The organism is Azorhizobium sp. AG788, assembly GCF_004364705.1.
GTDB classification, from domain to species: domain Bacteria; phylum Pseudomonadota; class Alphaproteobacteria; order Rhizobiales; family Xanthobacteraceae; genus Azorhizobium; species Azorhizobium caulinodans.
The window spans coordinates 372,186-392,712 of sequence record NZ_SOBM01000006.1; the positions used below are offsets into that span (position 1 = coordinate 372,186).

Annotated in this window: 13 protein-coding genes; 9 read left to right on the forward strand and 4 right to left on the reverse strand. The window is 66.8% G+C overall.

Going from position 1 to position 20,527, the window contains the following annotated elements:
- Nucleotides 1-50: 50 nt before the first annotated feature.
- The 6 genes from DFO45_RS17755 to DFO45_RS17775 all read left to right on the forward strand — a co-directional run bounded on the left by DFO45_RS17755 (nt 51) and on the right by DFO45_RS17775 (nt 6,417).
- A complete protein-coding gene (locus tag DFO45_RS17755) occupies nt 51-2,024 on the forward strand; it encodes a protein meaA (RefSeq protein ID WP_133865917.1) in 1,974 nt (657 codons plus the stop codon).
- Nucleotides 2,025-2,236: 212 nt separating this feature from the next.
- Nucleotides 2,237-3,394, forward strand: coding sequence for a serine hydrolase domain-containing protein (locus DFO45_RS17760; protein WP_166657169.1), 1,158 nt, complete (start codon nt 2,237-2,239; stop codon nt 3,392-3,394).
- Nucleotides 3,395-3,497: 103 nt separating this feature from the next.
- On the forward strand, nt 3,498-3,653 hold the full coding sequence (locus tag DFO45_RS24970; protein WP_012169521.1) for a DUF5993 family protein: 156 nt from the start codon (nt 3,498-3,500) through the stop codon (nt 3,651-3,653).
- 9 nt (nt 3,654-3,662) lie between these two features.
- Complete coding sequence (locus DFO45_RS17765) at nt 3,663-4,220, forward strand: disulfide bond formation protein B (RefSeq protein WP_133865919.1); 558 nt, start codon at nt 3,663-3,665, stop codon at nt 4,218-4,220.
- A 177-nt stretch (nt 4,221-4,397) separates the two neighbouring features.
- Nucleotides 4,398-5,270 (forward strand): dienelactone hydrolase family protein, encoded by an 873-nt coding sequence (locus tag DFO45_RS17770; protein WP_133865920.1) that lies wholly within the window; start codon nt 4,398-4,400, stop codon nt 5,268-5,270.
- A gap of 220 nt (nt 5,271-5,490) precedes the next feature.
- Nucleotides 5,491-6,417, forward strand: coding sequence for a DMT family transporter (locus tag DFO45_RS17775; protein ID WP_133865921.1), 927 nt, complete (start codon nt 5,491-5,493; stop codon nt 6,415-6,417).
- A 3-nt stretch (nt 6,418-6,420) separates the two neighbouring features.
- Here the strand turns inward: DFO45_RS17775 and DFO45_RS17780 are convergent, their stop codons facing one another.
- From DFO45_RS17780 to DFO45_RS17790, 3 genes are all read right to left on the reverse strand, one after another.
- Entirely contained in the window at nt 6,421-9,111 is a 2,691-nt protein-coding gene (locus DFO45_RS17780; protein ID WP_133865922.1) for a CHAT domain-containing tetratricopeptide repeat protein, read from the reverse strand.
- Between the two features lie 115 nt (nt 9,112-9,226).
- Nucleotides 9,227-10,816, reverse strand: a complete 1,590-nt coding sequence (gene serA, locus DFO45_RS17785; protein WP_133865923.1) for a phosphoglycerate dehydrogenase — start codon at nt 10,814-10,816, stop codon at nt 9,227-9,229.
- A gap of 418 nt (nt 10,817-11,234) precedes the next feature.
- Complete coding sequence (locus DFO45_RS17790; RefSeq protein ID WP_133865924.1) at nt 11,235-12,410, reverse strand: phosphoserine transaminase; 1,176 nt, start codon at nt 12,408-12,410, stop codon at nt 11,235-11,237.
- Between the two features lie 470 nt (nt 12,411-12,880).
- Between DFO45_RS17790 and DFO45_RS17795 the strand changes: the two genes are divergently transcribed.
- From DFO45_RS17795 to DFO45_RS17805, 3 genes are all read left to right on the forward strand, one after another.
- Nucleotides 12,881-15,181 (forward strand): Orn/Lys/Arg decarboxylase N-terminal domain-containing protein, encoded by a 2,301-nt coding sequence (locus DFO45_RS17795; RefSeq protein WP_133865925.1) that lies wholly within the window; start codon nt 12,881-12,883, stop codon nt 15,179-15,181.
- Nucleotides 15,182-15,194: 13 nt separating this feature from the next.
- A complete protein-coding gene (gene adiC, locus DFO45_RS17800) occupies nt 15,195-16,721 on the forward strand; it encodes an arginine/agmatine antiporter (RefSeq protein WP_208299822.1) in 1,527 nt (508 codons plus the stop codon).
- Between the two features lie 277 nt (nt 16,722-16,998).
- The gene (locus tag DFO45_RS17805; protein WP_043878917.1) at nt 16,999-17,397 is read left to right on the forward strand and encodes a PRC-barrel domain-containing protein; all 399 of its coding nucleotides are present in this window, start codon (nt 16,999-17,001) and stop codon (nt 17,395-17,397) included.
- A 58-nt stretch (nt 17,398-17,455) separates the two neighbouring features.
- Here the strand turns inward: DFO45_RS17805 and DFO45_RS17810 are convergent, their stop codons facing one another.
- Entirely contained in the window at nt 17,456-20,500 is a 3,045-nt protein-coding gene (locus DFO45_RS17810; RefSeq protein WP_133865927.1) for a DUF4114 domain-containing protein, read from the reverse strand.
- Nucleotides 20,501-20,527: the final 27 nt, after the last annotated feature.

A 20,527-nucleotide genomic window follows, 5' to 3' on the forward strand; every position in this document is an offset into this window, starting at 1 on the left:
GCGCAAGATATGTCGATCAGAACGTGCAGCAGCGCGAAGGGGGAGGGATCATGACAAGCCGGGACAAACCTTGGCTGTTCCGCACCTATGCGGGTCACTCGACGGCGGCGGAATCGAACAAGCTCTACCGCGCCAACCTCGCCAAGGGGCAGACGGGCCTTTCGGTGGCCTTCGACCTGCCCACCCAGACCGGCTATGACAGCGACCATCCCCTCGCCCGCGGCGAAGTGGGCAAGGTGGGCGTTCCCATTTCCCATCTCGGCGACATGCGCACCCTCTTCGAGGGCATTCCGCTGGCCGAGATGAACACCTCCATGACCATCAACGCCTGCGCCCCCTGGCTGCTGGCGCTCTATATCGCGGTGGCCGACGAGCAGGGGGCCGACCGGGCCAAGCTCCAGGGCACGACGCAGAACGACATCATCAAGGAATATCTCTCGCGCGGCACCTATGTGTTTCCGCCCGCGCCCTCCATGCGGCTCACCAAGGACGTGATCGTCTTCACGACCGAGCATCTGCCGCGCTGGAACCCCATGAACGTCTGCTCCTACCATCTGCAGGAGGCCGGGGCGACGCCGGTGCAGGAGCTGGCCTTCGCGCTCGCGAACGCCATCGCCATCCTCGACACGGTGAAGAAGTCGGGCGAGGCGGAAGGCGCGGCCTTCGGCGAGGTCGTGGGGCGCATCTCCTTCTTCGTGAATGCCGGGATGCGGTTCATCACCGAGATGTGCAAGATGCGGGCGTTCGTGGATCTCTGGGACGAGATCTGCGTCAATCGCTACGGCATCACGGACCCGAAGCAGAAGCTGTTCCGCTATGGCGTGCAGGTGAATTCGCTGGGCCTCACGGAGCAGCAGCCGGAGAACAACGTCTACCGCATCCTCATCGAGATGCTGGCGGTGACGCTCTCCAAGAAGGCCCGCGCCCGCGCGGTGCAGCTGCCAGCCTGGAACGAGGCCCTCGGCCTGCCCCGCTCCTTCGACCAGCAATGGTCGCTGCGGATGCAACAGGTGCTCGCCTATGAGACGGACCTGCTGGACTATGGCGACATCTTCGACGGCTCGGTGGAGATCGACCGCAAGGTGGAAGCCCTGAAGGCCGAGGCGCGCGAAGAACTCACCCGCATCGAGGCCATGGGCGGCGCGGTCGCCGCCATCGAAAACAGCTACATGAAGCAGCAGCTGGTGGAATCCAACACCCGCCGGCTGGAAGCCATCGAGCGCGGCGAGCAGGTGGTGGTGGGCGTCAACCGCTGGACCGAGACCGAGCCCTCGCCGCTCACCACAGGCGAGGGCGCCATCCTCACCGTGCCGGAGCATGTGGAGCCCGAGCAGGTGTCCCGCCTGAAAGCCTGGCGCGAGGCCCGCGACCCGGCGGCGGTCGGCGCCGCCATGGACGCGCTGAAGCGTGCGGCGCGCGAAGGCGGCAACATCATGGAGCCCTCCATCGCCTGCGCCAAGGCGGGCGTCACCACGGGCGAATGGGGCACCGCCCTGCGGGAGATCTTCGGCGAATATCGCGCGCCCACCGGCGTCGGCCGTGCGGCGCGGGTGGATACGAAGGGCCTCGACGAAGTGCGCAGCAATGTCGAGGCCGTCTCGCAGAAGCTCGGCCGCCGGCTCAAATTCCTCGTCGGCAAGCCCGGCCTCGACGGCCATTCCAACGGTGCCGAGCAGATCGCCGTGCGCGCCCGCGATGCGGGCATGGAGGTGGTCTATGAAGGCATCCGCCTCACCCCGGCGGAGATCGTGAATGCCGCGCTGGAGGAGAGCGTCCATGTGGTCGGCCTCTCCATCCTCTCCGGCTCCCACGTGCCGCTGGTGCGCGACGTGATGGAGCGGATGCGTGCTGAAGGGCTCTCTGACGTTCCCGTCGTGGTGGGCGGCATCATCCCGCCGGAGGACGAGGCGCAGCTGCGCGGCTTCGGGGTCGCGGCGGTCTATACGCCGAAGAATTTCGAGCTGAACCGCATCATGGCCGACATCGTCGCCATCGTGGACCGGGAGGCCCAGGACGCGGCCTGACCCGGCCGCCGGTCTCCGCTCGCGAACGAACCGCGTCCGGCGGCATTCCATCGATTCGGGCGCGGTTTGATCCGCGCCTGTTCTCGCGAGGGTGGCGACCTGTGCCGCTCTGGGACAGGCCCTGCCATTTTTCCCGTCGTGACAGCGCCATGGCCGGGGCGCAAGCTGCGGGCGTGGCGTCGCGTCTCCGGCGCCACGGGGAGGGAATGTCCATGACCAGCATCGTCCAGCCGAGCGAGGACGACCTCGCCGCCCTCGTAAAACCCTATCTCGCGCTTCAGGCGGAGAACACGAGCCTCGCCTTCGTCATCGGCATCGCCAGCCCCGACCCGGACGTCTCGGCGATCTACACCTTCGGAGGCGTGCAGCGGCAGGACAATGGCCCGCTCGCGCTGACCGAGGACACGCCGTTCGTGCTCGCCTCCGTCTCGAAGACCTTCACCGCCACCGCCTATGCCCATTTCCTGGAGACGCAGGGGCCGGCGGACGCGACGCTCGGCGACTTTCCCGAGCTCGAGATCGGCGAACAGTTCGCAGACATCACGCTCACCTCGCTCGTCAATTATTCCTCGGGGCTGCCACAGGACAATGGGCCACCCCATGACGAGCCGCGCCTGATGCCGCAGCCCTACACGATCCCCGGCATGCTGGGCTTCCTCAACTATACGCAGATGAAGCCCGCTTCCCAGCTCGCCTATCGCTACAGCAATCTCGGTTTCGGCCTCATGGGTGCCGTGCTACCGGCCTATGCCGACCAGGACGCGAGCTATGAAGAGATCGTCATCGACCTCATCTTCGAGCCGCTCGAACTGTCGGCCCAGTTCTTCGACGAGGTGCGGCTCGATACCCTGCCGCAGGGCTATTACTTCTCCGGCCAGAGCTACCAGAGCGCCGCCGCTCCCGGCTGGCCGCAGTTTCCGGCCTATCATGGGGCCGGCGGCATCGTCGCCTCGCCGGCGGACATGCTGGTGTGGCTGCAGTTCAACATGGGTCTCCTGCCGGACGGCCCGCTCAACGATCTGCTGGGCGTGCTTCAGAGCCCCTCCACGACCGCAACCACCGGCTGGGGCGACCAGCTCGGCCTTGGCTGGTTCCTCGGCTCCGTGGACAACACGCCCTTCTCCACCGTGTGGAAAGACGGCGATCTGCCGGGCTTTTCCAGCTACATCGCCTTCCTGCCCAGCCCTGCCCCCGGCACGACGCCCGCACCCGCCGGCGTGTTCGTGCTGAGCAACACGGATGGCATGACCGCCATGGACGGCAGCAATACGGAGATCTGCTGCGCCCTCGCCAACGACGTGCTCTACCTCATGCAGGGCCTCACGCCCCCCGCGGACAAGTCGGCCTATCCGCGTTCCAAGGGACGCTGAGGGCGGCAGACGGCCGTACCGCCATCCGGCCGGTTCCACGCAAGCCCGCGCGCCTATAGGCTGACGTCAACAGCCCGTCGCGCGGGCGCCGGGAGACGAGCCCATGATGAGCATTCCCTTCTTCGGCATTGCCCTGGCCTTCCTGTGCATCCTCATCGGCCAGCGGCTCGCCGCCATCGCCTTGTGGGGCCTGTCGCTGATCGCTCTGCTGGCGCTGTTCCGGATGCACGCCACCGACCCGCTGAACCTCGTGCTCTGAGACCCGGCCATGACCGCCAGCCTCTCGCGCACCCTCAATGCCATCGGCCTCCTCGCCGTCTGCCTGGTTCTCCTGGTGGCCTTCGTGGACCAGATCGCCTTCGGCGACCTGCCCTGTCCGCTCTGCCTGCTCCAGCGCGCCGGCTTCGTGGGCGCCGCCTTCGGGCTGGCCCTCAACGTGAAGTTCGGTCCCCGGCCGAGCCACTATGCCATTGTCATCCTCTCCGCCTTCTGCGGCGGCCTGATCTCGGGGCGGCAGACGCTGCTGCACATCGTGCCGGGCACGGGCACCTATGGCGATGCGCTCCTCGGCCTGCATTTCTACAGCTGGGCGCTGGTGCTCTTCTGCGTGATCATCCTCGGCTGCGGGCTCATGCTGCTGTTCGACCAGCAGTTCGCCGGCGACAATCGGCCCCTCGGCGCGCGGGCCGCCACCTTCGGCCTTGCCATGGTGGTGCTCGGCTTCCTGCTGGCGTTCGGCAATGGTGCCTCCACGGTGCTGGAATGCGGCGGCGGCCTTTGCCCCGACAATCCCACCTCCTACCAGCTCTTCCAGAAGGGGCCGTAATCCGGCGGAACGGATCGGGAAAAGAGCCGCACGGCCGATTCGCTCCCGCTTTGGTCCGCTCCCGTTCCCATCCTGCCAGCGCCTGTCCCGATCCGGCACAGGCTGCCCTTGCGCGACGGTGCAAGACACGCGAAGGCGGCTTAAGCTCGGGCGCAAAAGGATGATCGGGAGCGCCTCATGCCACACCTCCTCACCCGTCTGGCGCTGGCCGGCCTCGCTGCGCTCGGGCTTCTCGCCGCCAGCCCGGCCGCTCAGGCGCAGGAGAAAGTGAGCTTTCCGTCCCGCGACGGCACCCTGATTGACGGCTATCTGTTCCGCGCCGGACAGGGACCGGGGCCTGCGGTCGTCTTCGCCCATGGCTGCGGCGGCCTGATCGGCAAGAATGGCATCAACGCCCGCGAGACCGATTGGGCCCAGCGCCTCAACGGCGCCGGCTACAGCGTGCTGATGGTGGACAGCTTCACCCCGCGCGGCGTGCGCAGCATGTGCGCACCGGCCAATTTCCGCTCCGATGTCTATCGCGCCCGTCCGAAGGACATGTACGGCGCGCTCGCTTATCTCCAGGCCAAGCCGTTCGTAAACCCCGGCCGTATTGCGCTCATGGGCTGGTCGCAGGGCGGCGGAACGGTGCTGAACACGCTGCGAACCGACAGTTCCGCCCGGCCGGGGGGCCTTCCCCCGTCCCGCGACTTCCAGGCGGCGGTCGCCTTCTATCCCGGCTCGTGCAGCGCCGCCCGCCAGCCGGGTGGCTGGTCGAGCCGCATTCCCCTGCTCGTCCTGCTCGGAGAGAAGGACGTCTGGTCCCCGCTCCAGCCCTGCGAGGCGCTGCTGACGGAGGCGGCGAGCGCCGGAAATCCGGTGACGCTGCGCATCTATTCGGGCGCCTATCATGATTTCGACTGGCCGGGCCTCGCCTATCGCGAGCGGCCGGAATTCCGCACCACGGCCGGCGTCGTGCCCATCACCGGCACCGACCCTGCCGCCCGCTCGGATGCCCTCTCGCGCGTGCCCGCCTTCCTCAGCCGGTATCTCACGGCCGCCGCCCACTGAGGGCATAAGCGAAGCGGCAGGACCCATCAGCATCCCCGATGGATGCGGATGCGACTTTCATTTCCATTCCTGACGATCCCGCGATAGAGCGTGGATCGAAGCCCTGCCCCTGCGCATTCCTGGTGCACAGGCTTCCGGCTGCGCAACGACGCGGCCTGGGCGGCGCCCGCCGCCACAGCAGAAGAATGGGTCGCCCTTGCCCGGGGCGCCAGGAGGATTCATGTCCGTTCGCGCCGCCCAGTCTCCCTTGGCTGCCATCGCCAACGCGCCTTATCTGCTGCTCAGCTTCACGGCCCTGCTCTGGGCCGTCAACATGGTGATCGGCCGCTACATGGTGGGCGCCGTGCCGCCCATCACCACGGCCTGCGTGCGCTGGCTGCTGGCGACGCTGATCCTGCTGCCCTTCGCCTGGCGGCAGATCGTGCGCGACGCGCCCCTCCTCCGCCGGCATTTCTGGCGCCTCGTGCTGCTCTCGTCGACCGGCATCGCCAGCTACAATGCCATGAGCTATTACGGCCTCCAGTACACGCAGGCGCTCAACGGGCTGCTGCTGCAATCCATCAGCCCCCTGCTGGTCGCCGTCTGGAGCCTCCTGCTGTTCCGCGACGGCCTGTCGCTCGGCCAGACCGTGGGCGTCTTCATCTCGCTCGCCGGCGTGCTCATCATCATCAGCGGCGGCAGCATCGACACGCTGCTGCACCTGACCCTCAACGCCGGCGACATCTGGATCATGGTGGCGCTCGCCATCTATGCCTTCTACACGGCCATCCTGCGGGTGCGCCCGCCGCTCGGGCCGCTCTCCTTCCTGGCCGCCATCATGGCCATTGGCGGCGTCCTGCTCCTGCCGGTGATGGCCTGGGAACTGACCCATGGCGCGGAGCTGCATTTCAACCGCTTCACGCTCGGCGTCTTCGCCTATGTCTCCACCGCGCCCTCGCTGCTCGCCTATCTCGCCTTCAATCGAGGGGTGCAGCTTGTCGGCGCCAACCGGGCGGCGCCGTTCTTCCATTTGATGCCGGTGTTCGGCACGGCGCTGGCCATCCTCTTCCTCGGCGAGACCTTCGCCTGGTTTCATGCGGCCGGGTATGCGCTGGTGCTGACGGGCATCCTCACCGCGACACGGGCGAAGGCTGCCAAACCAGCCTGACCGCTATCCCTCGTACATCACGAAGCTCGCCCACACCTCGGGGTCGTCCGCCTGCGGCACCTTGCCGGCAATGGCGTCCAGCCGCGTCTGGCGCAGGGCGCTGGAGAAGGTCGCGCCGGGCTCGGCGGCATGACGGTAGAAGGCGATCATGAAATTGGCCGCGCCCGCATCTGCCACCGGCCAGAGGGTGAGCAGTGAGCGCCGCGCCCCGGCAATGGCAAGCGCCGTGGGCAGGCCGCGAATGGCGCTCACCGCGCTGCGATCGCCCACCGCCGTCTCGCAGGCGGAGAGAACCACGAGATCGGCGGCCGAGAGGTCCCAGCCCATCAGTTCCTCGGCATAGAGATAGCCGTCACGGTCGTTGGCCTTCGGCGGCTTGTCGTCTCCCGCCCGCGCCAGCACGATGCCACCGCGCCAGAGCGCGCTCAGGCCATCATGCGGCGGCTCGAAGAAGCCGTGGGTGGCGAGATGCACCACGGAGGCGCCCGGAATGGCCTGATGCAGCGCCTGTTCCGTTCCGGCGGCGCCGGTGAGCACGCTGGTGGCATACCCCGCACCCGCCAGCACCTTGCCTACCTCCGCCACCTCGCGCCCCGTGGCGGGGAGAGCCCGCGGCCCCTTCTGCTTGCCGGAGGAGAAGTCCAGTCCGCCCGCCAGAACCGCCTTGCCACCCGGTGCGAGCCGGTCGCGGCGCACAGCGGTGGGCAGCGCGTCCTCGCGCGTCAGCAGCCGCACCTCGTACAATTGATCGAGAAAGCGCCCTTCGCCATCCCGCAGCGCTGCGAAGGGGATGCCATAAAGCTCGGCATCCGGAACGATGAACAGACGCTCACCCCCCCCGAGCGCACCCGACAGCTTGCCGAACAGGGCCGCATACATTTCCTTCGCCGTGTCCGTCCCCTCCTGACCCACCTTCAGGCGGGCGACGATGTCGGGGAAGCTGCCAAGGTCCAGAAGCTGTGGCGGCTGGTCGTGCCGGCGCACCACCGCGAGCAGGCGCTGGTCCTCGATGGCGGCATCGCTGCTGCGCGTGCCCTGCCGGCGGGTGATCAGCACGAAATTCACCAGCGCGTCCTTCGGACCGAGCGCGCCGGCGATCGCCGCGTCCAGCGGCGGCGGCTCGGGAACCTTGAGCGAGGCGAGACGCGCGGACAGTTCCCCGCTCTTCTTCTGCACATCCTGAACCAGCGCCTCGTCGTCCCGGCGCTCGGCGGCCGTACGGCGCTCCGAGAGCACCTCCTGCTGGCGGCCAAGAAGCCGGATGACCTCCTGCGCCAGCGGCTTCACGTCGTCCGGCAGAGTGTCGGCCATCTGCCGCAGCCGGGCGCGCTGGCCGCTCTCCAGCGCCTTCCAGCGACCCGCCGCATCCGCGAAAGCCGGGCGGGCGGACGGCTCTTCCAGCGCGAAGCGGCCGAATTCATAGAGGAAATTGTCCGCCAGCACGCGCGTGGTTTCGGCGATGAAGCGGTTACCCGCCGTGCCCACCTCGCGCAGGGTCCAGTCATAGAGCTGGCGATCGAGATCGCGGAAGGTGGCGAGCGCCTTCTCCGGCTCCTGATTGCGCACATGGGCGCGGGCGAGCCCCAGCAGCGCATCGAACGTGATGGGGCTGCGGGCGGAGAAGCTGGCGGCGGAAATCTCATAGGCCGCTTGCCGCAGGGCGAGCCCCTGCCGCACCTTGCCCTGCCGCTCATACTCCTTGGCGGCCAGTTCGGAGGCCTTGACCCGCATCAGGTCCGGCGCGCTCCGCCAGTCCTTGAGGCCCATGAGGGCTTCGAGCATGTCGGGCTTCAGTTGCGGATCGGGCGAGAAGAAGATGTCCGTGTAGGTGTACCAGGCTTTCGCCTGCGCCTCATGCTCGGAGGTGGGGTCCGCGAGCTTCGCGCCGAAGCGGCCCTGCAGGCGGAAGTAGCGCATGGCCTGCGCCTTGTCGCCCATTTCCAGATAGCTGAGCGCCAGATTGCTGGCGCTCACCAGCGCCTGAATGCTGCCCTCGCCATAATGCTTCACGCGCTTGGCGAGCAGCACCTGATCGATGGGAACGGCGGCCTCCGGCCGGCCGATGGAGCGCAGCGCCTCCGCGAAGTTGTTCGAGACGCGCCACGTGAGCGGCTCGTCCTCGCCCAGCGATTTCAGTGCGATATCGAAATTGCTCTCGGCGAGATTAAGGCCGGGCGCGATGGCGCCGCTGTCCGACAACAGCACGGCGAGATTGTCGCGCGCGGCCACCGTGTCATAGGCGCCGGGGCCGAGGGTCTTTTCCAGAATGTCGAGGCCCGCGCGGGCGTGGGTGATGGCCCTCTCCTTGTCCGGGCCGCGGCTCAGGACATAATAGGAATAGGCGAAGTGCAGGCGGCCGAGATCGGCCAGCGGCTTGCCCGACGCGGCGCGGCTGGCCAGCGCGTCTTCATAGAGCGCGGCCGCAAGGCGCGGTTGGCGGGCCTGGAGGAAGGCCTCGGCCCAGGTGCGATATTCCTGCAGCGTGCGGGCATCATCGGAGCCGGTGGCGATGGTCTTCAGCACGTCGCGCAGGCAGGGATAGCCCTCCTGCACCTTGCCTTCGGCCAGAAGACGCTCGCAGCCCTTCATGGCCTGCGTTGTCCCGCCCGCCGTCTGCGCCAGCGCCGCACCACCGGCGGACAGCGCGACCACGCCAATCGCCACACGCAGCAGGAAGACCAGCCGGCCCGACATTCACCACCTCATCGCATGTTGCGCCAACGCTTGTTGTAAGGCGTCGGCGCCGAAAAGGCGGTGCAAGGTGCTACCGCCCGGCGCCCGCAGACAACGTCCGGGCGCCGGGGAGGTTTCAGAAGCGAAGCTGCTTCACCTGCCGGACATGGGGCAGCGCGCTCACTTTGCCGAGCACGTCCGCCGGCACGGGGCCATCCACCTCCACAAGGGCGATGGCGTCCCCGCCGGGATGGTCGCGGCCGAGCGCGAAGGTGGCGATGTTCACGCCCGCATCACCCAGAAGGCTCGCAAACCGGCCGATGAACCCCGGCTTATCCTCATTGGTGACATAGAGCATGTTGGGCGCGAAGCCGGCGTCCACCTTGATGCCCTTGATGTCCACGATGCGCGGCTGGCCGTCGGCGAAGACCGTGCCGGCCACGTGGCGCTCGAAATCATCCGCCACCACGGACAAGGTGACGAGACTGTCATAGTCGCCCACCGCCGCGCGGGTGGTTTCCTCGATGACGATGCCCCGCTCCTTGGCAACCGAGGGTGCGGACACAACGTTCACATCCGCCAGCACGGGGCGCAGCAGGCCGGCGATGGCGGCGCTGGTGAGCGCCTTCACCTTCTGGTCCGCAACGGCACCCTCATAGGTAATGCGGACGGTCTTGATGTCCGTGTCGGTGAGCTGCCCGGCGAAGGAACCGAGCTTTTCGGCGAGCGCGATGAAGGGCTTGAGGCGCGGCGCCTCCTCCGCCGTGATGGAGGGAAAGTTCACCGCATTGGAGATGGCCCCCGCCAGCAGATAATCGCTCATCTGCTCAGCCACCTGGAGGGCCACATTCTCCTGCGCCTCAGTGGTGGCGGCGCCGAGATGCGGCGTGCACACCACATTGGGATGGCCGAACAGCACATTGGTCTCCGCCGGCTCCACGGAGAAGACGTCGAAGGCCGCACCCGCCACATGGCCGCTGTCGAGCGCGGCGCGCAGGGCCACCTCGTCCACGAGACCGCCGCGCGCGCAATTGATGATGCGAACGCCCGGCTTGGCGCGGGCGATGTTCTCGGCCGAGAGGACGTTCTTCGTCTTCTCGGTGAGCGGCGTGTGCAAAGTGATGACGTCGGCGCGGGCGAGAAGCTCGTCCAGTTCCACCTTCTCCACGCCCAGCGCCAGAGCCCGCTCCGGCGAGAGGAAGGGATCGAAGGCGATGACCTTCATCTTCAGCCCGATGCCGCGCTCGGCGACGATGGAGCCGATGTTGCCGCAGCCGATGATGCCCAGCGTCTTGGCCGTGAGCTCCACGCCCATGAAGCGGTTCTTCTCCCACTTGCCGGCCTGGGTGGACGCATCCGCCTGCGGGATCTGGCGGGCGAGCGCGAACATCATGGCGATGGCGTGCTCGGCGGTGGTGATGGAATTGCCGAAGGGCGTGTTCATCACGATGACGCCACGGGCGGTGGCGGCGGGAATGTCCACATTGTCGACGCCGATGCCGGCGCGGCCGATCACCTTGAGGCGGGTGGCCTTCTCCAGGATCTTCGGCGTGACCTTGGTGGCCGAGCGGATGGCGAGGCCGTCATAATCGCCAATGACTTCGGCGAGCTTATCCTTGTCCTTGCCGAGATCGGGGCGGAAATCCACCTCCACGCCGCGATCCTTGAAGATCTGAACGGCGGCATCGGACAGCTTGTCGGAAATGAGAACGCGAGGGGCCATGATGCGGCTCCGGATGCAAGGGGGACCGGCCCCGCCGCGCTCAAAGCGGCCGGCGGGGCGTTATGGCAGAAGGTCTGGGCCGGCCGATGCCGAAGGGGCTCAAGGTCCTGATCGGCGGATCAGCGGCAAGGCGCAAAAGGGTGCGAGGCGGCATTGCTAGCCAAGGCGGCAGAGTCATAGGCGCGGCATAAGAGTGACCGGCAGGCCCTCCCCGTTCGCAGCCCTCTCCCGCTCGCGGGGGAGGGTTGGGAGGGGGCATGGCAGAAGCCCGCCGACATGCACACGGTAAGAGAGGCCAGGACAAGCCATCAAGGCGCACCTGCCCCTTTCCCCTGCCCTCCCCCGCAAGCGGGAGAGGGAGTCCGCGTCATACGGACGGGAATGTCGTGTCCGGAAACCGCAGCTACGCGCCGCCCGGCCCTCACGCCGCCTGCGGCAGGGAGCCCTTGGCGACGGTGAAGGCCCAGTCCAGCCAGTGGGTGAGGGCCTCGATGTCCGTCGCCTGCACGGTCGCGCCACACCAGATGCGCAGGCCGGCCGGTGCATCGCGATAGGAGCCGATGTCGTAGGCGATGTCGCCCTTCTCAAGGCCGGAGGTGATGGCCTTGGCAAAGGCGGCCTGGGCATCGGCCGGCAGCGTGGTCACGGCCGGGTCCACCACCTTCAGGCACACCGAGGTGTTGGAGCGGGTGACGGGATCGGTGGCAAGGAAGTCCACCCACGGCGTGCGGTGCACCCACTGGGCGATGACCTCGAAATTGCGGTTTGCCCGCTCCTTCAGGCCCGGCAGGCCGCCCACGGACTTCGCCCAGTGCAGGGCATCGATATAGTCTTCCACGCAGAGCATGGAGGGCGTGTTGATGGTCTCGCCCTCGAAGATGCCTTCGATGAGCTTGCCGCCCTTGGTCATGCGGAAGATCTTCGGCAGCGGCCAGGCAGGCTTGTAGGTCTCGAGCCGCTCCACCGCGCGCGGGGAGAGGATGAGCATGCCGTGCGCGGCCTCGCCGCCCAGCACCTTCTGCCAGGAGAAGGTGACCACATCGAGCTTGGCGAAATCGAGCGGCTGCGCGAAGGCGGCCGAGGTGGCGTCGCAGATGGTGAGGCCGGCGCGGTCCGCCGGAATCCAGTCCGCATCCGGCACCATCACGCCGGAGGTGGTGCCATTCCAGGTGAACACCACGTCGTTCTCGAAATTGACGGTCTTCAGGTCCGGCAGTTCGCCATAGGGCGCGGTCAGCGTGCGGACATTCTCAAGCTTGAGCTGCTTGGCGACATCGGTCACCCAGCCCTCGCCGAAGCTTTCCCAGGCGAGCATGTCGACGCCGCGGGCGCCGAGCATGGACCACAGCACCATTTCCACGGCGCCGGTGTCGGAGGCCGGCACGATGCCGATGCGGTAGTCGTCCGGAACCTCGAGAACGTCGCGGGTAAGGTCAATGGCCAGCTTCAGCTTGGCCTTGCCCACCTTGGCGCGATGCGAGCGGCCCAGAGGGGCGTCGCGGAGTGCATCCAGCGACCACCCGGGGCGCTTGGCGCAAGGTCCAGACGAAAAATTGGGGTTCGCCGGCTTCTGATGCGGCGCGTCATTGCTCGTCATGTGTCCATCCTTTCAGATGGGCGCTCCCCGTTGGGGGGGAGTGTCCCGCGGACGGGTCTAGGCCGGGCGACGCCCAAAAGCAAGCGGCCATTCGACACGACGGCGCGACCAACCAGAACTCCCAGGGCGAGACCGCTTTCATCTCGCACCCGCACAATACTTGACTATTAATATAGCCGGGAATGCTTTCCATCATTGGCCGAGATCAATTTCGACCAGGACAAATACCTGTAGTGTGAGAGCGTCAGGGTGTGCCCGTGTGCACCCATCAGGTGAAAGAGTGCGGCTATGCCTGCACGGTCTCGCCAAGCGGCCTCTCCCGACCTTCCGCAGCCGGAGGCGCCCCGGCGCGTCTCCCATCGCCGCGCCAACCCACTTCATTCCATCATTTCACGCAAGCTCGCGCGCTCCGTCGGGCGCAGGCCCCTCCGGTCGCCGAGCCCTTGCGCCCCACCTCCGAGGACATCGTCATGAGCACGCCCACCAAAGCGCATCATCGCCTCGGCATGAAGGCCCTCGTCGTCGACGACGAGATTGCACTTGAAACGGCTGCGGGCCGCGCGCTGCGGGGACTGGTGGCGGAACTGGAGCGGCGGGACATCCGCATCGTCACCGCCGCCACCTCGTCAGACGCCATCGCCATCGTCGGCTCGGACCCGGCGCTGCAATGTGTCCTGCTGGACTGGGATCTCGGGCCGGATGGCCATGCCCCGGCTATCGCGGTCCTTGAAGCGCTGCGCGCGCGCAACCATACGGTCCCCGTGTTCCTGCTGGCCGACCGCAGCGTCGCATCCACCGTGCCGGCGAAGGTCATGGCGCAGGTGGACGATTTCGTCTGGCTGCTGGAAGACACCATCGACTTCGTCGGCGGGCGCGTCGAGGCGGCCGTGGAGCGCTACCGCGCGACCGTGCTCCCGCCCATGTTCGGCGCCTTGGTCAAGTTCGCACGGGTGCATGAATATTCCTGGCACACGCCGGGCCACACGGGCGGAACGGCCTTCCTGAAATCCCCGCCCGGCCGCGCCTTCTTCGAGTTCTTCGGCGAGCCCCTGCTGCGCTCCGACCTCTCCATCTCGGTGGGTGAGCTCGGCTCGCTGCTGGACCATTCCGGTCCCATCGGCGCAAGCGAGAAATACGCCGCGCGCGTCTTCGGCGCCCACCGCACCTATCACGTCACCAACGGCTCCTCCACCTCCAACCGCGTCATCCTGATGGCGAGCGTGAGCCGCGACCAGATCGCCCTTTGCGACCGCAACTGCCACAAGTCCGCCGAGCACGCGATGACCATGTCCGGCGCCGTGCCGACCTATCTGGCGCCGACCCGCAACCATTACGGCATCATCGGCCCCATTCCGCCCGAGCGGCTGACGGCGGTGGCGGTGCGCCAGGCCATCGAGGCCAATCCGCTGACCGCAGGCCTGGCAGATCGCATCCCTAAGCACGCGATCATCACAAACTCCACCTATGACGGCCTGTGCTACAACGTCTCCCGCGTCGAGGAACTGCTGGGTGGCAGTGTGGACCGGCTGCATTTCGACGAGGCGTGGTACGGCTACGCGCGCTTCAATCCCCTCTATCGAGACCGCCATGCCATGCATGGCGATCCGTCGGCCCATGGCGCCGACAAGCCGACGGTCTTCGCCACCCAGTCCACGCACAAGCTACTGGCGGCGCTGTCTCAGGCCTCCTTCATCCACGTGCGCGACGGACGCCGCCCGATCCCGCACAGCATCTTCAACGAGACGTTCATGATGCACGCCTCGACCTCGCCGCTCTATCCCATCATCGCCTCCAACGACGTGTCGGTGGCGATGATGGATGGTCCCGGCGGCGCGGCGCTGACGGGTGAGTCCATCGCCGAGGCCGTCGCCTTCCGGCAGATGATGTCGCGCCTCGCCAATGAGGCGGCCGAGCAGGGCGGCTGGTTCTTCGACTGCTGGCAGCCGGACACGGTGCGCGACCCGAAGACCGGGCGCGTGGCACCCTTCCACGAGGCATCGCCGGACGCGCTCGCCACCGATCCCTCCTGCTGGGTGCTGAAGCCGGACGCCCCGTGGCATGGCTTTGGCGCCATCGAGGACGGCTATTGCATGCTCGACCCCATCAAGGTCTCGGTGGTGACGCCGGGCGTCGCGCCGGGCGGCGGACTGATGCCCGTGGGCATTCCCGCAAGCCTCGTCACCGCCTATCTCGATGCCCGCGGCATCGTGGTGGAGAAGACCACGGACTTCACAATCCTGTTCCTGTTCTCGCTGGGCATCACCAAGGGCAAATGGGGCTCGCTCGTCAGCGCCCTGTGCGACTTCAAGCGGGACTACGACGCCAACCTGCCCATAGAACTCGCCATTCCGCCGCTCGCTGAAACCACCGGCGACCGCTATCTCGGCCTGGGCCTGAAGGATCTGGCGGACACCATGTTCGCGGCCATGGACGAACTGAAGACCACCGCCATGATGGCGCAGGCCTTCTCCCTGCTGCCGCATCCCGATCTCAGCCCCGTGCAGGCCTATGAGCGGCTGGTCCAGGGGCAGGTGGAGCAGGTGACGCTGGACGAGCTCGCCGGCCATACGGTCGCGACCGGTGTGGTGCCCTACCCGCCCGGCATCCCGCTCTTGATGCCCGGCGAGAATGCCGGCCCGGCAGATGGCCCCGTGCTCGGCTATCTCAAGGCGCTGGAAGCCTATGACCTGCGCTTCCCCGGCTTTGCCCACGACACGCACGGCGTGGAGGTGGAGGACGGGCGCTATCTCATCCACCGCATCGTGCGCTGAGGGGCTTGCGAGCATGTCCTCCACCGACACCGCCCCTGCCGCTTCCAGCGACGCCGATGCCGCCAAGATCGGCCTCGTGCCGGCGACCCTGATGGTCGCTGGCAACATGATGGGATCGGGCGTCTTCATGCTGCCCGCCAATCTCGCCGCCATCGGCTCCATCGCCGTCATTGGCTGGCTGATCACCATCGCCGGCGCCGTGGCGCTGGCGCTGACCTTCGCCCGCCTTGCGGCCATCGATCCGGCGGCCGGCGGGCCGTATGCCTATGCCCGCAAGGCCTTCGGCGACTATATGGGCTACCAGACCAACCTCATCTACTGGCTGGCCAATGTGGTGGGGAATGTCGGCCTCGCGGTGGCCGGACTGGGTTATCTCACCGCCTTCTTTCCGGCATTGAAGGATCCGCTCACCTCGGCGCTCGCGCAGGTGGCCCTCATCTGGTTCTTCACCTATGCCAACATCCTCGGCCCGAACGTGGTCGGCCGTCTGCAATCCTTCACGACGGTCTTCGCCCTCATCCCCATCCTCGGCATGGCGGTGTTCGGATGGTTCTGGTTCTCGCCCGCGACTTATGCTGCGGGCTGGAACGTCTCCGGCAAGGAGAGCGGGGCGGCCATCATGGCCACGCTCAACTTCACCCTCTGGGCCTTCATCGGCGTGGAGAGCGCCTCGGTGTCGGCGGGGGTCGTGCGCAATCCGCAGCGTAACGTGCCCATCGCCACCGTGGGCGGCGTGGTGCTGGCGGCCGTCGCCTACATCCTCTCCTCCACCGTCATCATGGGCATGATCCCGAACAAGGCGCTCATCGCCTCCTCGGCACCCTTTGCGGATGCCGCGCGGCTGGCACTGGGCGACATCGCGGGCTCGGCGGTGGCCATCTGCGCGGCGCTGGGCTGCCTCGGCTCGCTCGCCGGCTGGACACTGCTCGTCGGCCAGACTGCGAAGGCGGCAGCGGATGATGGGCTCTTCGGAGCCGTGTTCGCCAAGGTGAACGCGAAGGGCGTGCCCTCGGCGGGCCTCGCCATCGTCGCCGCGATCATGACCGTGCAGGTGTTCGCGACCATGTCGCCGACCGCCAGCCAGCAGTTCGGCAAGATCGCCTCCATCGCGGTCATCATGACGCTGTTGCCCTACATCTATTCCGCCATTTCCATCAAAGTTCTGGGCTACAGGAAGATGCCCACGCACCAGTACAACATCTATGTTCTGGTGGGCCTCGGGGCTGCGGCCTACAGCCTCGTCGCCCTCGTGGGCTCGGACGGCGAGCAGACCCGCTGGTCTCTGATCTTCGTCATCGCCACCATCGTCTTCTATTCGGCGGCCATCACCCGCAAGCGGGAGATCGAGGAGAAGCATCTGGTGCCCGGTGGCGCGGCGCCCACCTGGATCCGCTATGTGACGGTGACAGCCACCATCCTCGCACTCGCCGGCCTGTTCTGGATGTCCATCGGACGTTACGAGACTCAGAACCTGCGGACCCGCTCGCCCGTCCCGCCCGCACAGACGACGATGCCCGCGCCCGTCGGGACGACGAAATAACCCGTCGACCCATGCCGGTCGCCCCAGCACCGGCATGGGTCTCCGTTCCTGACCTTATGATTAGTATGGCCAACTGCACTCTGGCGTTACGACGGGTGCCGCACGGGGATGCGCGTACCCTCCGCCCCGCTCTTCGGGAAGCCTGCGGGCGAGCCCATCATCCCAACGGCCAAGGTTTCGCCTGAAAAACGCAGCCGTAAAGATGCTCGTCGCGTGGAACCGCAGTGCCACGTCAGCGTTATTCGCATGTTCCTTCAGTATAACGGAGTGCCCGAACATGCGCCGCACCTTCCTTGCGCTTGCCGCGACCGCCGCTCTTGCTTTGCCGGCCCTGCCCGCGCTTGCGCAGACCGCCGCTTCCACCGACGTGTTCGTGAAAGCCGCGCCGACGGACGTGCTGAGCTACAACCTGATCGGCCTCAACGTGACCAATGGCAACAACGAGACGGTGGGCGAGATCAAGGATCTCATCCTCTCGCAGGGCCAGCTCTCCGGCTACATTCTCTCGGTCGGCGGCTTCCTCGGCATGGGCGAGCGTTACGTGATCGTCCGCCCGTCGTCGGTGAAGGTCACCTATTCCGAGAACGACAAGAAGTGGATGGCGACGATGGACGCCACCAAGGACCAGCTCAAGGGCGCGCCCGAGTTCAAGTATGAGGGCCGCTGGAAGCGCTGATCTTTCACTCATCAAGGAAAGGCCCCCGCCCGGGGGCCTTTCGCACGTCCGGCCGCCGTCAGGCGATCCAGCCGTGGCCTTGCAGGCTGGTGAAATCCAGCTGCACGATCAGGTCGTTATAGTCCCGGTCGCCGCCACCGAAGGTGTCCTCGAAGCCGAAGGTGTTGAGCCCGTAGCTCCACAGATGGGTGACAGACGCACCGCCGACGCTCTCATTGGCCGGCGCGAAGCCCCAATAGGTCTGCGTACCGTTGGTCAGGGCCATGGCGACAAGATCGCCGTGATGGACCCCATTCACCACGGCCTCCGTATAATTGCCGTAGCCCGGGTCCGGGAGGGGACCGGCCGCTCCCCCGACCACATAGGCATGGGCTGCAGCCGCGGCGGCATAGCCCGGGTCGCCGGGCGCGATGCCGTCGATCGTCCCGGAGAGATCATCCACCTTGTAGAGCATGAGGCTGGTGGCATCGACGCCGTTCTGGCGGAGCCGCACGACGGCCTGATGCGCCGCGCCATCGTCGGCCACGTCGGCCACCGCAACCGGCCGCGCCACCGTGACGCCCGAAGAGACACCGCCGAACGACGCGAAGCCGTACTGCGACGTGAGATCCGCCTGATAAAGCCCCAGCGGCAGCCCGGCCACCGAACTGCTGAGTGACGCGCCCGCATCGGCGTGGACCGTGGTGGGCGTTGCCTGCGCACCGCCATCCAGAAGACGCACGAGATCCGGATCGAAGTCCTTCTGCATCACCTGCTGCGCCAACCGGCTGCTCCAGGCCAGCGCATTGCCCTCGCTCACCCCTTGCACCACATGGCCACCGTCATTCAGTTCATAGGCGCCGAGCGCCCCCGTCGCCTGCACCAGCAGGCTCTGGGCGGCACCGCTCTGTGCCGACGTATCACCGATGCCGATCAGCACGGGGGCCGCCGGATGAGCGTCGAACTGGCTGTGCGCGATGGTGCTGAGGGCCCGCGCGAGCAGGAGGCCGTTCGGGGTGCCGAGGCCGGTTGCCTGATCGTAGCCCGCGGAGGCCGAATAGCCGAGGCCCGTGGGAACGACCTTGTTACCGCTTTGCGTCAGCACATAAGGCTTGTCCGCTTCCGTTCCCGTGTAGAGGTAATAGGTGGACGTGTTGTTGCCGATGGTCACGTCGCTGAAGGAGCCGGGCGCGATGGCCGCCGCCTGATAGAGCAGGTCGTTGAAATATCCGAGTTGCGGCAGGCCCTGATCCTTGAAGATGGTGTCGATCTGCGCGGTCAGCGCGGCCCACAGGGGTGTCGCGGCGCTGGTGCCGGCAGACGCGCCGCCATTGAGGATGCTGTATTTGGAATTGCCGCCCGCCAGTGCGGAGACATCCGGCAGCCCCCGTCCCGTCTCGCCCTGGGCGTTGGTGGGCGTCAGGCCGAAGTCCGTCTGGTAGGAGGGAATGAGCGATCCCGCATTGATGCCGCCGGTGCTGGCGCTGTTGCTCGCATAGCTCGAATTGATCGACTCCCCGTTCACGGAATAGGTATTCCACACCGTCTGCACGAAGATACTGTAGGTCTCTGCCGTCATGTGCTGCGGCAGCACCTTCATGCCGGACGCGGTGAGCGCCATCAGCGTGACCGGATCATTGGTCATGCCGGCCGTGTACAGACTGCTGAGTGTCGGATCGCCGCTGGCGGTCTGAAGGTTCGAGATGGAGGCGCCACCGACAATGACGGCATAAGGCGAGCTATGGGAGGGGCGCCCCATGGCCGTGCCCGCGCCATATTCGCCGCCGGACCCGCCATCGCCGGAGGACAGGAACACCGACATGTTCTTCAGGGCACCGTCCACGAACAGGCCCTGATAGGCGCTGGCGAAGGGCGAGTTCGGAGAGAAGCGCTGCTGATCGGTGAATGAGGAACTCAGGACGGATGGGTTGTTGACGCTATCGAAGATCGCATTCTGATAACCGACAAAGGTCTGGTTGCCGGTATAGGCATAATAGAGCTGCTGGCTGTTGGGCGTGGCTCCGGCGATGATCGACACGTCCAGCGATTCCTCGCCAGGATCTCCCACTCCGATACGCGCATTGGGCCCACTGATGATCTGAAACTGGCTGCCCGTATAAGCCGGCAGTCCCAGCACCGAGGTGCGGTAGGCGTTCAGCGCGGTTTCCAGATTTGCCGGAACACCGCCCTCCACGAGGCCGATGGGCGTTGTGACCACGCCCTTGCTGGTCAGCGGAAAATTGTAGGCCTCCGCCACCTGCGTCGGCGTGGGATTCGACTCGTTGGCGCCCGTCTGGCTGTTGCCGGGGCTCTGCGCGCCCTGTGACAGCGCAACCGGAGCGGCCGGATTGGGGGCAGGCGAGCCATAGGGCGTGGGAGCAAGGGTCGACACCCAGATGCCCGAGACCTGTGACTGGATGTTGGACGGGAGGGAGAGATTGCCCGACCACGCGTAGTTGACGTAGCTGCCGTAAGACTGATTGGCGCCGGCGTAGACGAGCAGGTCCGTGTTGAACAAGGTCTTGAACTGAGCCGGCGTCAGGTTGAGCCAGACGGTGCGGGAGTCTGCCGAGGAATTGTAGCCGTCATCGACGGTGAGGGTGGAGGCGCCGGTCAGGCTCTCCACCGTGGACTGAACGCCGGAATAGAACTTGCTGCCGCCATATGTGGCCCACACGGCGGTCTGATCCGCCAGCGCCGCCTGCCGGTCCGCCCATGGCATGGACAGCAGCGCCGTCGGGTCCGAGTTCCGGTTGACAACGAGGCCCACGGTGATGGTGGACGACGCAATGTCGGCAACCTTCAGCTGGAAGGCGTAGCCGTTCTCGCTGCTGCCCTGATCCTGATCGATGAAACCAAGGTCGTTGAGGCCCGTTTGCGTGGTCAGGTCGGCGACCGCCACGAGCGGAATCGGGGCGGGAAGGCCGGTATCCGCCGGGGGCGCCGCCTTCGCGTTGCCAAACATCGTCTGGGTCAGAAGCGACTGGACCTGGCCGAGGTTCGTGGCGGAAAGGTTGGTGGCCGGCACAGCCGCCAGCGCGGAAACCTGCGCCGAGGTCGCGAGCTGGTAGCTGGAGTAATCGAAATAGGTCGTGTTCTGAACGGCCGTGTAAGTCGTCGCCATGCGGGCCCCACCCCACGCTATGAACCA